The organism is Pseudomonas asiatica (assembly GCF_040214835.1).
Classification (GTDB): domain Bacteria; phylum Pseudomonadota; class Gammaproteobacteria; order Pseudomonadales; family Pseudomonadaceae; genus Aquipseudomonas; species Aquipseudomonas putida_Z.
In genome coordinates this window covers 1,623,100-1,637,537 of sequence record NZ_CP157874.1, presented here as the reverse complement: position 1 = coordinate 1,637,537, position 14,438 = coordinate 1,623,100, and the positions used below count along the sequence as shown (strand labels likewise).

Here is a 14,438-nt window from a genome sequence, read left to right as displayed (position 1 = left end):
CTAACAAAAATTGCCGGTGTTTCAGGCGCCGATCAGCGCCGGGCCGTAACCGTCGAGAAACTCCGCCGGCATGCGCCTGGGCTTGCCACTGGAGAGCTCGATGCAGGCAAAGGTGGTCTGGGCGCGCAGCAAGGTCACGCCGTCGCGCGGGCGCTTGAGCTGGAAGCGCCGGGTCATGCGCAGGCGCTGGTCCCAGTCGATGATCCAGGTGGCCAGTTGCAGCTCGTCGTCCTCGTAGGCAGCGGCCAGGTAGTCGATTTCGTGGCGCACCACGGCCATGGCCCGGTCCAGCCGGCGATATTCGGCCAGGTCCAGGCCCAGGCGCTGAGAGTGGCGCCAGGCGCAGCGCTCCAGCCAGGTGACGTAGACCGCGTTGTTGGCGTGGCCAAGGCCGTCGATATCCTCGCTGCCGACGCGCAGGTCGATGACGAAAGGTGTTGCCAGGTCCCAGCTCATGTTCGCTTCCTTGGAGCAAAAGTGGATTTAGCAGGGACCGCCGTGGGAAAGTCCAGCCCTTCTGCACTTGCCTGCGGGGCTACGCGGTCCCTGTAGGAGCGGCCTTGTGTCGCGATGGGGCGCGCAGCGGCCCCCAAAATCTCAGTCCCGACACAGATTGCCGGGGCTGCTGCGCAGCCCATCGCGACACAAGGCCGCTCCTACAGGGACCGCGCCAGCCCGGGCCAGCAACTCCAGCACCGCTGCACTCAGGCGCGGATCGGACAGCACCCGCTGGTGGCCACCCGCCTCCAGCAGCATCAAGCGGCTATCGAACCAGGCCTTGTGGATGACCTGGGCCTCATCGGCTGCCACCAACGCATCATCGGCGGCATGCACCACCAGCCCAGGCAACTCCAGCTGGTAACCCGTCACATCCAGCCGAGCAATCTGCATGCCCACATCCCGCTCCACCTGGCGGATGAATGCCGCCCGCGCCCGCGCTGGAAGCCCCAGGCGATGGGCAAAGCCACGCAGTACGCCCAACAGCCGCGCCGGAGCGGCAATGCTGACCGCTGCCTCTGTGCGCAGCCCCATCTGCAGGGCCAGCAATACACTCGCGCCGCCCATGGAATGGCCAATAACCGCGCGCAGCGGCGGCAGTTCGGCGGCAGCCTCCAGCAGCGCTCGGGCAAACAGCACCACATTCGCCTGCTCGCCGGGCGAACGCCCATGCCCCGGCCCCTCCAGCGACACCACGGTATGCCCGGCCTGGACCAAGGTTTCGATCAACGCGGCAAACTGGGTCGGGCGCCCTTCCCAGCCGTGCATCAGCAACACGGTCGGCCCCTTGCCCCAGCGCAAGGCCGACAAACCGAAGCGCAGGGTGATGCGCTCGGCGCTGGCCAGCACGGGCAACTCCCAATCCCGTGGCGGCAGGTTGCGCGGGGTCATGAAGGCACGGCGCATCTTGCCCGCGACGTGCTCGGGGGCCAGGCGGCCCAGGGTGCCATTGACACCACGAATCCAGCTCAGGGTAGTCATCGCCATGCTCCAGGGTTAAAGCACCGCCGATTTGGCGGCGCGCAGAATACGATCAGACAGCTCGCTGGTGCCCAGGGCACGGGCCAGCGCCAGCCCGCCAACCATCAGGGCAAGGTCGGCCAAAGCCTTGTCGGCGTCCTCGGGGCGGTCGACCATGGCAGCAGCCATCAACTCGATGTGCTCGGCCAGCACCTCGCGGAAGGCCTCCGGCAGGCGCTGCATCTCGCCCAGCGAGTTGGGCAGCGGGCAGGCATGCACTTCGGCATCACGGTGCTTGCGCGACAGGTAGAAGGCACTGGCCAGCGCCCGCCGCCCGGCGCCATCCAGGCTGGGGTCGATCTGCGCGAGCAAGGCGCGGCGCTCGCCCAGCAACTGGCGGAACGCTTCGAGCATCAACTCGTCCTTGCTGTCGAAATGGGCGTAGAAGCCACCGACGGTCAGGCCTGCCGCCCCCATGACCTGGCTGACGCTAGGCTCGGCCGGGCCGTGCTGGATCAGCGCACTTCGCGCCGCCTCGAGAATGCGTTCGCGGGTTCTGCTCTTCTTGTCGCTCATCAGGCCACTCGCCGATCAAAATATGATGATCGAAATATTATTCGCATAATATTTTTTGGCAAGCAGAATCTGCAGCCGCTGTCGGTCGCGAAATTTTGAATAGGGAAGAAAAACAAAAGGCCCATTCAATAATCGAATGAGCCTTAAAAGTCCCGCAAAACGCGGGTAAACGTGGCGTCCCCTAGGGGACTCGAACCCCTGTTACCGCCGTGAAAGGGCGGTGTCCTAGGCCACTAGACGAAGGGGACGTAACCTTCGTGCCGATCCGCTTGCGCGAACCGCGGCAGAAATGGTGGAGCTAAGCGGGATCGAACCGCTGACCTCCTGCATGCCATGCAGGCGCTCTCCCAGCTGAGCTATAGCCCCGAAACAAAAGACTCATCAGTAATCGACGAGCCTTTAAAGCCCTGCAAAACGCAGGAAAAGTGGCGTCCCCTAGGGGACTCGAACCCCTGTTACCGCCGTGAAAGGGCGGTGTCCTAGGCCACTAGACGAAGGGGACGTAACCTTCGTGCCGATCCGCTTGCGCGAACCGCGGCAAAAATTGGTGGAGCTAAGCGGGATCGAACCGCTGACCTCCTGCATGCCATGCAGGCGCTCTCCCAGCTGAGCTATAGCCCCGGATTTCTAGCCTCTCGGCCCAGCGACACCCTGAAACATCGCTTGTGCAAAACTGGCGTCCCCTAGGGGACTCGAACCCCTGTTACCGCCGTGAAAGGGCGGTGTCCTAGGCCACTAGACGAAGGGGACGAACCTTCTTACCCTCAAGACCCGGTTGCTGGACCCGGTCTTGCCCGACAGCCTTGGCTGCCAGACGGAATTTGGTGGAGCTAAGCGGGATCGAACCGCTGACCTCCTGCATGCCATGCAGGCGCTCTCCCAGCTGAGCTATAGCCCCACAATGTCGCTTAGAACCGAAGCGCTGGCTGGGTGCCTGGCGTTTCGTTTTCGTTCATCGCTGTGGACGGGGCGCATATTAAGATCGGATTGCAGGGCTGTCAAACGAATTTTTCAAAATATTCAAAAAATTTTTCACAGATAACAATCACTTACCGCCCTGCCCTTGCCAAAACTGAACAGTGAGCCCTGTGGGAGCGGGTTTACCCGCGAATGCGACGGAAAACGCACCATCGTATTCGCGGGTAAACCCGCTCCCACAGGTTTGGCTTGTAGCCTCGGGACCACTGTCAGGCGATGGAGGCCAGCAGCTTTTCCCACTCTTTGTTTTCTTTCTTCGACACACCACCCAGCAGGTCCAGCGCCTGGCGCAGACGGTAGCGGGTCAGGTCCGGGCCAAGGATTTCCATGGCATCCAGTACCGAAACCGAGCTGGCCTGGCCGGTAATGGCGGCAAACATCAGCGGCATGGCGTCACGCAGCTTCAGCTCCAACGCCTCTACCACCGCCTGGATGCAACCGGTGATGCGCTCCTTTTCCCACTGACGCAGGCTTTCGAGCTTCCACAGGATCAGCTGGATCACCTGGCGTACCTGGTCGGCCGACAGTTTCTTGCTTTCGAACAGCTTGGCGTCCAGCTTCAGCGCGCCTTCGAAGAAGAACCCACCCAGCGGGGCAACCTGGCTGAAGGTTTCCACCCGACCCTGCACGTGCGGGGCGATCTTCATCATGTAGTCGCTGTTGAACGCCCACTTCTGCAGGCGCGCGGCGAACTCCTCGACCGGCAGTTCGCGCAGCCACTGGCCGTTCAGCCAGGACAGCTTCTCGATGTCGAAGATCGGGCCGCCCAGCGAGATACGCGACAGGTCGAAGTGCTCGACCATCTCGGCCAGCGAGAACTTCTCGCGCTCGTCCGGCATCGACCAGCCCATGCGGCCCAGGTAGTTGAGCATCGCCTCGGGCATGAAGCCCATGCGCTCGTAGAAAGTCACCGAGGTCGGGTTCTTGCGCTTGGACAGCTTGGACTTGTCCGGGTTACGCAGCAGCGGCATGTAGCACAGCTTGGGCTGTTCCCAGCCGAAGTATTCGTACAGCTTGATCAGCTTGGGTGCCGATGGCAGCCACTCTTCGCCGCGCAGCACGTGGGTAATGCCCATCAGATGGTCGTCGACCACGTTGGCCAGGAAGTACGTCGGCAGGCCGTCGTTCTTCATCAGCACCTGCATGTCCATGCGGTCCCACGGGATCTCGACATCGCCACGCAGCATGTCCGGTACCACGCACACGCCTTCGCTCGGCACTTTCATGCGGATCACGTGCGGCTCGCCAGCGTCCAGGCGGCGCTGCACTTCCTCGGCGCTCAGCAGCAGCGCGCGGCCGTCGTAGCGCGGGGTTTCGCCACGGGCTTGCTGCTCGGCGCGCATCTGCTCCAGCTCTTCGGCGGTGCAGAAGCAGTAGAAGGCATGGCCGGCGTCAACCAGCTCCTTGGCGTACCTGGCGTAGATCTCGCCACGCTCGCTCTGCCGGTACGGGCCGTGCGGGCCGCCGACGTCCGGGCCTTCGTTCCATTCGATGCCGAGCCAGCGCAGGGCATCGAAGATCTGCTGTTCCGACTCGCGCGTGGAGCGCAGTTGGTCGGTGTCTTCGATGCGCAGGATGAACTCACCGCCGTGCTGCTTGGCAAAGCAGTAGTTGAACAGGGCGATGTAGGCGGTGCCGACATGGGGGTCGCCGGTAGGCGATGGCGCGATACGCGTGCGTACGGTGGTCATGGAGAGTCTCGAACGAAAGATGAAACAAAGGCGGGATGTTAGCAGGAGGCAGGCACCGGGCTCCAGCAATGGCGCGAACGTCACTTGTCGACCGGCCATGTGCCGCTGTTAAATTTATTTACATTTCTGGAACGATAGTCCTCATGCCTGCCCAACTCAAACGCCGCCTGCTGGTCTTCTTCACCGTGGTGGCCGTCATCGCCCTCGCCTTCCTGGGCCACTGGTACTTCAAGGGCCGCTTCTACGAAAGTACCGACAACGCCTACGTACAGGGCGAGATCACGCGCATTTCCAGCCAGTTGGGCGCACGCATCGACGAGGTGCGGGTCGAGGACAACCAGCACGTCAGGAAAGGCGACCTGCTGGTGCGCCTGGAGGCCGCCGACTTCGAACTGGCCGTGCAACGCGCCCGCGCCGCCCTGGCCACCCGCGAAGCCGAACAGGTGCAGGCGCAAAGCCGCCTGACCCAGCAAGCCAGCCTGATCGCCGCCGGCCAGGCCCAGGTGGCGGCCAACCAGGCCACCTTCGACCGCTCGCGCCTGGACCTGAGCCGTGCCGAGAAGCTGCGCAAGCCAGGTTTCGTATCGGAAGAGCGGGTCACCACCCTGTCCGCAGACAGCCATGTCGCCGGCTCGCAGGTCGACAAGGCCCGTGCCGACCTGCAAAGCCAGCGCCAGCAGGTCAATGCGCTGGCCGCCGAGCTCAAGCGCCTCGACGCGCAGATCGCCAACGCCCGCGCCGACCTGGCCCAGGCCGAACTGAACCTGACCCGCTGCGAAATCCGCGCACCGATCAGCGGCAGCATCGGCCAGCGCAACGCGCGCGATGGCCAGGTGGTACAGGCCGGTGCCTACCTGCTGTCGATCGTGCCGGACGAAGACATCTGGGTGCAGGCCAACTTCAAGGAAACCCAGATCGGCCGCATGCAGCCCGGCCAGCGTGCCGAACTGCTGTTCGACAGCTACCCCGACACACCGATCGAAGGCCGGGTCGACAGCCTGTTCGCCGCCTCCGGCGCGCAGTTCAGCCTGCTGCCGCCCGACAACGCCACCGGCAACTTCACCAAGGTGGTGCAGCGCATCCCGGTCAAGCTGACCTTCCGCGCCGACAACCCACTGCACGGGCGCATCCGCCCTGGCATGTCGGTGACCGCCACCGTCGACCTGCGCAGCGAAGACGAAGGCCACAATGGCCGGTGACCAGCTGCTCAGGCCCACCGCCGAGCCGACCCGGCGCGACTGGATCGCGGTAATGAGCGTGATGCTCGGCGCCTTCATGGCGGTGCTGGACATCCAGATCACCAACTCGTCGCTCAAGGACATCCAGGGCGCGCTGTCGGCGACGCTGGAGGAAGGCTCGTGGATTTCCACCTCTTACCTGGTCGCGGAGATCATCATGATCCCGCTCACCGCCTGGCTGGTGCAGCTGCTGTCGGCGCGGCGCCTGGCGGTGTGGGTATCCGGCGGTTTCCTGTTGTCGTCGCTGTTGTGCTCGATGGCCTGGAACCTCGAGAGCATGATCCTGTTCCGCGCCCTGCAGGGTTTTACCGGCGGTGCGCTGATCCCGCTGGCCTTCACCCTGACGCTGATCAAGCTGCCCGAACACCACCGCGCCAAGGGCATGGCCATGTTCGCCATGACCGCCACCTTCGCCCCCTCCATCGGCCCTACCCTGGGCGGCTGGCTGACCGAGAACTGGGGTTGGGAATACATTTTCTACATCAATATCCCGCCGGGCCTGGTGATGATCGCCGGCCTGCTGTACGGGCTGGAAAAGAAGGACGCGCACTGGGAACTGCTGAAAAGCACCGATTACGCCGGAATCGTCACCCTGGGCCTGGGGCTTGGCTGCCTGCAGGTGTTCCTGGAGGAAGGCCACCGCAAGGACTGGCTGGAGTCGCAGCTGATCGTCGGCCTGGGCAGCATCGCCCTGGTCAGCCTGATCACCTTCGTGATTCTGCAGTTTTCCAAGCCACACCCGCTGATCAACCTGCGCATCCTCGGCAACCGCAACTTTGGCCTGTCGAGCATCGCCAGCCTGGGCATGGGGGTGGGCTTGTACGGGTCGATCTACCTGCTGCCGCTGTACCTGGCACAGGTGCAGGGCTACAACGCCTTGCAGATCGGCGAGGTGATCATGTGGATGGGTATCCCGCAGCTGTTCCTGATCCCGTTGGTGCCGCAACTGATGAAAGTGGTGTCGCCCAAGGTGTTGTGTGCCCTGGGGTTCTGCCTGTTCGGCGCCGCCAGTTTCGGCTCGGGGGTGCTCAACCCGGACTTTGCAGGGCCGCAGTTCAACCATATCCAGATCATCCGTGCCATCGGCCAGCCAATGATCATGGTGACCATCTCGCTGATCGCCACGGCGTATATACAGCCGCAGGATGCGGGTTCGGCGTCGAGCCTGTTCAATATCCTGCGTAACCTGGGCGGTGCGATCGGCATTGCGCTGCTGGCCACCCTGCTGGATGCACGGACGAAGGTGTATTTCGATTACCTGAGGGAGGCGGTGGTGCCGAGCAACCCGCAGGTGGCGGAGCGGTTGGCGCAACTGGCGGAGCGGCTGGGCAATGACAATGCGGCGCTGGGCAAGTTGAGCGAGATCACTCACCAGCAGGCGTTGATCATGGCCTACAACGATGCGTTCCACTTTGTGGGGATCGGGTTGGCGGTGAGCATGGTGGCGGTGTTGTTGACACGCAAGTTGCCAGAGGGGCTGAAGGCTGGGGAGCCCCATTGAATGGGTTGTCGCCTGAGCCGGCCTCTTCGCGGGTAAACCCGCTCCCACAGTACTGCGCAGAGCTCAAGGATTACAGCGATCCTGTGGGAGCGGGTTTACCCGCGAAGAGGCCAGTGCAGGCAGTAAAAAAATCAGCTGGTAATCAACCGCTCGCGCAGTTGGGCAATCTCGTCGCGCAATTGCGCCGCGGCCTCGAACTCCAGATCGCGGGCGAACTGCATCATCTTCTCTTCCAGCTGCTTGATGCGCTTGGTGATCTCGCCCGGCGTGCGCAGCTCGGCCTCGTAACGGGCGCTCTCCTCCGCTGCCTTGGCCATGCCCTTGCGCTTCTTGCTGCGCGCGCCGGGCACGGTGGCGCCTTCCATGATATCGGTGATGTCCTTGACCACGCCTTTGGGCACGATGCCATTGGCCTGGTTGAAGGCGATCTGCTTCTCGCGACGACGCTCGGTCTCGTCGATGGCGCGCTGCATGGAACCGGTGATGTTGTCGGCATACAGGATGGCCCGGCCATTGAGGTTACGCGCAGCACGGCCGATGGTCTGGATCAGTGAGCGCTCGGAGCGCAGGAAACCTTCCTTGTCGGCATCGAGGATCGCCACCAGCGACACCTCGGGCATGTCCAGGCCCTCACGCAGCAGGTTGATGCCCACCAGCACGTCGAAGGTACCCAGGCGCAGGTCGCGGATGATCTCCACCCGCTCGACGGTGTCGATGTCCGAGTGCAGGTAACGCACCCGCACGTCGTGGTCGGCCAGGTAGTCGGTGAGGTCTTCGGCCATGCGCTTGGTCAGCGTGGTGGCCAGCACCCGCTCGCCCTGTGCCACGCGCTTGCGGATTTCCGACAGCAGGTCATCCACCTGGGTAAGCGCCGGGCGTACTTCCACCTGTGGGTCGACCAGGCCGGTGGGGCGCACCACCTGCTCCACCACACGCCCGGCGTGCTCGCCCTCGTAGGGGCCCGGGGTGGCGGACACGAAGATGGTCTGCGGGCTGACATCTTCCCACTCGTCAAAACGCATCGGCCGGTTGTCCAGCGCCGAAGGCAGGCGGAAGCCATATTCGACGAGGGTTTCCTTGCGCGAGCGGTCGCCCTTGTACATGGCGCCGACTTGCGGAACGCTGACGTGGGATTCGTCGATCACCAGCAGCGCATCGGGCGGCAGGTAGTCGTACAGGGTGGGCGGCGGCGCCCCGGCCGGGCGCCCGGACAGGTAGCGCGAGTAGTTCTCGATGCCGTTGCAGTAGCCCAGCTCCAGGATCATCTCCAGATCGAAGCGGGTGCGTTGCTCCAGGCGCTGGGCCTCGACCAGCTTGTTGGCCTTCTGCAGGTACTCCAGGCGGTCCTTGAGCTCTTCCTTGATGCCTTCCACCGCCTCCAGCAGGGTTTCCCGCGGGGTGACGTAGTGGCTCTTGGGGTAGAAGGTGAAACGCGGCAGCTTGCGGAAGACCTCGCCAGTCAGCGGGTCGAAGGCGGCGATGTTCTCCACCTCGTCATCGAACAGTTCGATGCGGATGGCCTCGAGGTCCGATTCGGCCGGGAAGATGTCGATCACATCGCCGCGCACGCGGAAGGTGGCGCGGGCAAAGTCCATCTCGTTGCGGGTGTATTGCAGGTCGGCCAGGCGGCGCAGCAGCGCGCGCTGGTCGAGCTTGTCGCCGCGGTCCACGTGCAGGACCATTTTCAGGTAGGTCTCGGGGCTGCCCAGGCCGTAGATGCACGACACGGTGGTGACGATGATCGCGTCACGCCGCTCCAGCAATGCCTTGGTCGCCGACAGGCGCATCTGCTCGATGTGGTCGTTGATCGAAGCGTCCTTCTCGATGAAGGTGTCGGACGACGGTACGTAGGCTTCAGGCTGGTAGTAGTCGTAGTAGGAAACGAAGTACTCCACCGCATTGTTGGGGAAGAACGCCTTGAATTCGCCATACAGCTGCGCGGCCAGGGTCTTGTTCGGCGCCAGCACCAGGGTCGGGCGCTGCACCTGCTGAATGACGTTGGCGATGCTGAAGGTCTTGCCCGAGCCGGTCACCCCGAGCAGCGTCTGGTGCGACAGCCCCGCCTCGATGCCTTCGACCATCTGGCGAATGGCCTCGGGCTGATCGCCGGCAGGCTGGAAACGGGTGACGAGCTGGAACTCGGACATGACGGACCTCGCGGTGTTGCAGCAACTGTAAATTTAGCCAGTAGTCTATACCCAAATGCGCCCGCCGGGGGGCGCTTTCAAGGCACAGCTGTGAGCGCTTGTTACGGTGGACCCGGCAATTAGACCAATGGTCGAAAAATATTTGCGCAAATGACCGGAAAAGCGGTGCCGGACTGTCGCGGTGACCGGTCGGTATCACTATACTGACTCCCCGTTTGTGCACCGCTTCAGTGCATTCGGGCTGGAGCGTGTACGTCCTATCACACTCCAATCAGAGCCAAGGTAACAATGAGCCTGTTTTCCGCTGTCGAGCTGGCACCCCGCGACCCTATTCTGGGCCTCAACGAAGCATTCAACGCCGACCCACGTACCGACAAGGTCAACCTGGGCGTGGGCGTGTACTGCAATGAGGAAGGCCGCATTCCGCTGCTGCGCGCCGTGATCGAAGCCGAGACCCAGCGTGCCGCCCAGCACGCCTCGCGCGGCTACCTGCCGATCGACGGCATCGCCACCTACGACCAGGCTGTACAAAAGCTGCTGTTCGGTGCCGAGTCGCCACTGCTGGCCGCCGGCCGCGTGGTTACCGTGCAGGCCGTCGGCGGTACCGGCGCGCTGAAGATTGGTGCCGACTTCCTCAAGCGTGTGTCGCCTGACGCCGTGGTTGCCATCAGCGACCCGAGCTGGGAAAACCACCGCGCGCTGTTCGAATCGGCCGGCTTCCCGGTGCAGAACTACCGCTACTACGACGCGCCGACCAACGACGTCAACCGCGCCGGCATGCTCGAAGACCTGAACAACCTGCCGTCCGGCTCGATCGTGGTGCTGCACGCCTGCTGCCACAACCCGACTGGCGTCGACCTGAGCCTGGACGACTGGAAAAACGTCCTGGAAGTGGTCAAGGCCAAGGGCCACGTGCCGTTCCTCGACATGGCCTACCAAGGCTTCGGTGACGGCATCGCCGAAGACGCCTTCGCCGTGCGCCTGTTCGCCGAGTCGGGCCTGGAGTTCTTCGTGTCCAGCTCGTTCTCCAAGTCGTTCTCGCTGTACGGCGAGCGCGTCGGTGCGCTGTCGATCGTCACCGCCTCCAAGGACGAGAGCACCCGCGTGCTGTCGCAGGTCAAGCGCGTGATCCGCACCACCTACTCCAACCCGCCGACCCACGGTGCAACCATCGTTGCCACCGTGCTGAACAGCGCCGAACTGCGCCAGATGTGGGAAACCGAGCTGGCCGAAATGCGCGAGCGCATCCACGGCATGCGCAAGCAGATGGTTTCGCTGCTGGCCGAATATGGCGCCAACCGCGACTTCAGCTTCGTTGGCCGCCAGGTTGGCATGTTCTCGTACTCGGGCCTGACCGTCGAACAGGTCGCCCGCCTGAAGAACGAGTTCGGCATCTATGCGCTGGACACCGGCCGCATCGCCGTGGCCGCGCTGAACCAGAGCAACATCCACGTGGTGACCAAAGCTATCGTGCAGGTGCTGTAACTCATTGTTTTGCCTAGGGGTGGCTTGACTTCCCCTAGGCAATCAGTAAGATACGCACAGATTCCGCGATAGCTCAGTCGGTAGAGCAAATGACTGTTAATCATTGGGTCCCTGGTTCGAGTCCAGGTCGCGGAGCCAAACATTGAAAACCTCCAGATGCGCAAGCACTGGAGGTTTTTTGTTGCACTTATCCCCTCATGCCAGCGTACGGCTGCTGTATCGTCCGAGATCCCTCGACGAGCACAGGCAAGCATGAAAGCCAACTACTTCACTCAGAACGCTCAGCAAGCGGTAGCAATCGCCGCCAACCAGGCCCTCTTGGCAAGCCGACAAGCAACGTTCGCCGTGGGTGGCTGCATCATCGAAAATGCTACTGGCAAGGTACTGGTCGCCCTGCACAACCGCGTGCTGGAGCCCTCTGCCAGCCAGGCGCAACCCGCATTCAGGCTTCACGACCCAACGGGGCATGGTGAGCGCCGGCTGGTCGACTGGTATTTCGACAACCAGCAGCGCCTTGCCCTACCCCCCGCGCATGAACTGACCGTCATCACCACGCTCGACCCCTGCGCCATGTGCGCAGGTGCCTTGCTGACTGCCGGCTTCAATGTTGCGGTAAGTGCGCTCGACACCTTTGCCGGCATCAATCATGACGGCCGCTTCGAATTCCCCAGCCTGCCGGCCGCACTTCGTCTGCGCGTGCAAGCCACATGGGGCTACTATGCTGTCGGCAGCCCTTTTGATCGCGACTATGTCGGGCCGGCGCAAGGGCCGATCTACGCTGGCGAACGTATCGATGCCGCAACGATGTGCCTTACCCGTTCGTTGTTCGAAGCCAGCGTGAACCATGTGCACGACGAAAGCAGCAACGCCGGCCTGCCGCCATCTGCCCTGAAAGACCCTATCGCCCTACCCAGCCGGAGCTTGGTACGCCAGGCCCTGGCGGGCTTGAGCCCATGGAGCCTGCGCATCAAAAGTGCAGACCCTCGCCTGCCCGGCATCGAACTGGCCGAGCCATTGGTCGACACAGCGCTCGCGGCAGATACGTGCAACGCCGTAGCCTTGCTGGACCCATTCGGCAATCTGCTGGCCTGCCTGGGCGGTGACGAAACGCGCTCCCCCATTCGCACTGCGTTCATGGAGACCACTCGCAGCTACGCCGCATTGCGCTGGAACCTGATGAACCATGACGACCCACAGGTCCGCGACGAAGCACACCAGCATCTCACCCACCCCCGTTACTGCACATTCGTCCTGCTCCGTTTTCCGGACCCGGCCGGCAGCGAGGCGGTCATGACCCTTGGCGCCTATGGCTCCACCCTGGAACGGTACACCGCGCCGTCCTTCCCCTCCAGCCTGCAATATGTATTGCTGCCAACAGGCTGCACTGCCAAGGACGTTGCTCGACTGGCGCAAAATCTGCCGCCGTTCTACACCAGCAACGCGCAGGTCGCGCCTTGCCAGGTACTGGACCCGAACCTGATGCAGGAAGTGACAACCCGGCTGGGGCAGGCTCAGCGCTCCGAGCCTGCTGCCGGATAGGGCAATGTGACCGCACTGCCTTCATCCACCAGGCTCCAGACCAGCAACTTGGCTGACTGCTTCTGACTGGCGTTGCGTGACACGCTGTGCACGGTACCCGGGGCTTCGTACCAGTATTCACCGGCCTTGTAGGTTTTCTCCGGCTCGTTATCGAGCTTCGATACCACTGCCCCTTCCAGCACGTAGGCCATCACTGCGCCCGGGTGCTGATGCGCGGGTGATGCCTGGCCGGGGGCGTAGCTGACGGTGAGCATCACGGCGCTCTTGCCAGGGGCGTTCGAGGGTTGTTGCTGCTGCAGGACCTTGACCTGGTCGGCAGCGTCGCCGTGCGCCCAGGCAGGGGTTTGAGCGGCGAACAGGGCGAAAAGGATGATGCTAAAGGGTTTCATGGGGGGCTTCTCCTGGATGGCAATTGCCTGCAGGTTAGGCCTGTGGGGCAGAGAGACAAATGACCAATTCGGGGAAAAACCAAGAGGCCGATTATTGCCTGTGCCGACCTCTTCGCGGGCTTGCCCACTCCCACACCCTTGAAGCCTGTAGAGAACCCTGTGGGAGCGGGCGAGCCCGCGAAAAGGCCAGTGCAGGCACCAGATATCTCAGCTGCTACGCCCAATCGGATAAAACTCACCGTGGCTCCAGACCCCAAGCCACTCTTCCCCGTCGATCTCACGCGGCACCGCCAGCTCTACTAACTGGTAGAACACATTGCGATGAATCAGCGCCTCGAGATTGCTGCGCATCAGCACATACGGCGATGGCTCCTGCGTGACGGGGTCGATCACCACGCGCAGCGGGTTGGCCGGCCCGGCTTCGACCTGGTCCTCGACATTGCTGGTGAAGCGCAGCACCTGCAGCTCACCCTCACCTTCCACGTCCAGCGCCACGGCCACGAACGGCGCATCGTCGACGCGGATGCCCACCTTCTCTACCGGGGTAATCAGGAAGTAGTCATCGCCATCGCGGCGGATGATGGTGGAAAACAGCCGTACCATCGGCTTGCGACCGATCGGCGTACCCAGGTAGTACCAGGTGCCATCACGGGCGATGCGCATGTCGATGTCACCGCAGAAATCCGGGTTCCACAGATGCACCGGCGGCAGGCCCTTGGCCTTGGGAATCTGCGCCAGAAGATCATTGGCCTTGCCGGAATCGCTCATCACGCTTGCCTCATTCACTCACACCCAGAAGGCTACGAGCGTACTCGCGCATCGGCGCGCCAAGCAAATCCTCCGGGGTTTTATCGTGGAACGTCAACAAACCGCCACGGCTCTTGATACGCGCAGTGTCGATCAGGTAACGGGTGCTGGTTTCGATGAGCATCATCTGCACCACGCCGGTGTCCCAGCCCAGGCGGTCGACCGCTTGTTCGTCATACCACTCGTCGCCATTGCCGATACGGTCGTCGGTGCGCGCGAAGCGGGTGTACAGCACGTAGTCGGCACCCACCGAACGGGCCTGGGCGATGGCCTCTTCCAGGCCCAGTGGCCCTTGGGCGCGGCGTACCAGCGGGAAATACTCGACGAAGCTCTTGTAGGCCTGCTCGGCCACCGCGTTCTGCCGCGGCACCGGCCCCTTGCCCGGTGGCACGAACGCGCCCTGGCCGATGAAGATGAACGAATCGGGCTGCAGGCGGATCGACAGGGTGCGCCGGGTATCGCTGTGGTCCAGCAGACCGGCATCGCTCATGTGGTAACGGACGCCCTCGCCCATATCGCTGACATTCATGCAACCGCCCAGCGCCATCAGCGCCAGCAGCAAAACCAGGCTACGCATCTTTCCTCCAGTGGCCGGCGACGAAAAACCGGCGAATAGCCGGCGGATGCAG

At 63.2% G+C, this 14,438-nt stretch carries 12 protein-coding genes and 7 tRNA genes; 5 read left to right on the top strand and 14 right to left on the bottom strand.

Going from position 1 to position 14,438, the window contains the following annotated elements:
- Positions 1-21 precede the first annotated feature (21 nt).
- The 10 genes from ABNP31_RS07490 to gltX form a co-directional block, all read right to left on the bottom strand.
- Complete coding sequence (locus ABNP31_RS07490) at positions 22-456, bottom strand: acyl-CoA thioesterase (RefSeq protein ID WP_046617041.1); 435 nt, start codon at positions 454-456, stop codon at positions 22-24.
- 141 nt (positions 457-597) lie between these two features.
- Complete coding sequence (locus ABNP31_RS07485) at positions 598-1,479, bottom strand: alpha/beta fold hydrolase (protein ID WP_085664933.1); 882 nt, start codon at positions 1,477-1,479, stop codon at positions 598-600.
- Positions 1,480-1,494: 15 nt separating this feature from the next.
- A complete protein-coding gene (locus ABNP31_RS07480; protein WP_013971594.1) occupies positions 1,495-2,034 on the bottom strand; it encodes a TetR/AcrR family transcriptional regulator in 540 nt (179 codons plus the stop codon).
- 172 nt (positions 2,035-2,206) lie between these two features.
- Positions 2,207-2,282: transfer RNA gene (locus tag ABNP31_RS07475), tRNA-Glu, on the bottom strand.
- Between the two features lie 42 nt (positions 2,283-2,324).
- Positions 2,325-2,400 (bottom strand) — tRNA-Ala (locus ABNP31_RS07470).
- Between the two features lie 60 nt (positions 2,401-2,460).
- A tRNA-Glu gene (locus ABNP31_RS07465) sits at positions 2,461-2,536 on the bottom strand.
- A 43-nt stretch (positions 2,537-2,579) separates the two neighbouring features.
- Positions 2,580-2,655 (bottom strand) — tRNA-Ala (locus ABNP31_RS07460).
- 53 nt (positions 2,656-2,708) lie between these two features.
- Positions 2,709-2,784: transfer RNA gene (locus ABNP31_RS07455), tRNA-Glu, on the bottom strand.
- A 72-nt stretch (positions 2,785-2,856) separates the two neighbouring features.
- Positions 2,857-2,932 (bottom strand) — tRNA-Ala (locus tag ABNP31_RS07450).
- Between the two features lie 289 nt (positions 2,933-3,221).
- Positions 3,222-4,703: a glutamate--tRNA ligase gene (gltX, locus tag ABNP31_RS07445; protein ID WP_025338230.1), complete on the bottom strand. Its 1,482-nt coding sequence runs from the start codon at positions 4,701-4,703 to the stop codon at positions 3,222-3,224.
- A 143-nt stretch (positions 4,704-4,846) separates the two neighbouring features.
- Between gltX and ABNP31_RS07440 the strand changes: the two genes are divergently transcribed.
- Together ABNP31_RS07440 and ABNP31_RS07435 are read left to right on the top strand one after the other, a co-directional pair.
- Entirely contained in the window at positions 4,847-5,902 is a 1,056-nt protein-coding gene (locus tag ABNP31_RS07440) for an HlyD family secretion protein (RefSeq protein ID WP_350013150.1), read from the top strand.
- Complete coding sequence (locus tag ABNP31_RS07435; RefSeq protein WP_350013149.1) at positions 5,892-7,442, top strand: MDR family MFS transporter; 1,551 nt, start codon at positions 5,892-5,894, stop codon at positions 7,440-7,442. Before ABNP31_RS07440 ends, ABNP31_RS07435 begins: the two co-directional genes overlap by 11 nt.
- A 131-nt stretch (positions 7,443-7,573) precedes the next feature.
- Here ABNP31_RS07435 and uvrB read toward each other — a convergent pair whose 3' ends face one another.
- Positions 7,574-9,589, bottom strand: a complete 2,016-nt coding sequence (uvrB, locus tag ABNP31_RS07430) for an excinuclease ABC subunit UvrB (RefSeq protein WP_085618189.1) — start codon at positions 9,587-9,589, stop codon at positions 7,574-7,576.
- Positions 9,590-9,877: 288 nt separating this feature from the next.
- Between uvrB and ABNP31_RS07425 the strand changes: the two genes are divergently transcribed.
- The 3 genes from ABNP31_RS07425 to ABNP31_RS07415 all read left to right on the top strand — a co-directional run bounded on the left by ABNP31_RS07425 (position 9,878) and on the right by ABNP31_RS07415 (position 12,613).
- Positions 9,878-11,074, top strand: a complete 1,197-nt coding sequence (locus ABNP31_RS07425; protein WP_085618187.1) for an amino acid aminotransferase — start codon at positions 9,878-9,880, stop codon at positions 11,072-11,074.
- Positions 11,075-11,136: 62 nt separating this feature from the next.
- Positions 11,137-11,212, top strand: a tRNA-Asn gene (locus ABNP31_RS07420).
- Positions 11,213-11,326: 114 nt separating this feature from the next.
- On the top strand, positions 11,327-12,613 hold the full coding sequence (locus ABNP31_RS07415; protein ID WP_085664930.1) for a cytosine deaminase: 1,287 nt from the start codon (positions 11,327-11,329) through the stop codon (positions 12,611-12,613).
- On the opposite strand, the gene ABNP31_RS07410 is transcribed toward ABNP31_RS07415, so the two are convergent.
- The 3 genes from ABNP31_RS07410 to ABNP31_RS07400 all read right to left on the bottom strand — a co-directional run bounded on the left by ABNP31_RS07410 (position 12,586) and on the right by ABNP31_RS07400 (position 14,386).
- Positions 12,586-13,002, bottom strand: coding sequence for a cupin domain-containing protein (locus ABNP31_RS07410; RefSeq protein WP_075044140.1), 417 nt, complete (start codon positions 13,000-13,002; stop codon positions 12,586-12,588). The two genes, ABNP31_RS07415 and ABNP31_RS07410, sit on opposite strands and share 28 nt — an antisense overlap.
- 207 nt (positions 13,003-13,209) lie before the next feature.
- Positions 13,210-13,770: a DUF1285 domain-containing protein gene (locus ABNP31_RS07405; RefSeq protein ID WP_085664929.1), complete on the bottom strand. Its 561-nt coding sequence runs from the start codon at positions 13,768-13,770 to the stop codon at positions 13,210-13,212.
- A gap of 10 nt (positions 13,771-13,780) precedes the next feature.
- Entirely contained in the window at positions 13,781-14,386 is a 606-nt protein-coding gene (locus ABNP31_RS07400) for a DUF4823 domain-containing protein (protein WP_013971585.1), read from the bottom strand.
- Between the last annotated feature and the right edge of the window lie 52 nt (positions 14,387-14,438).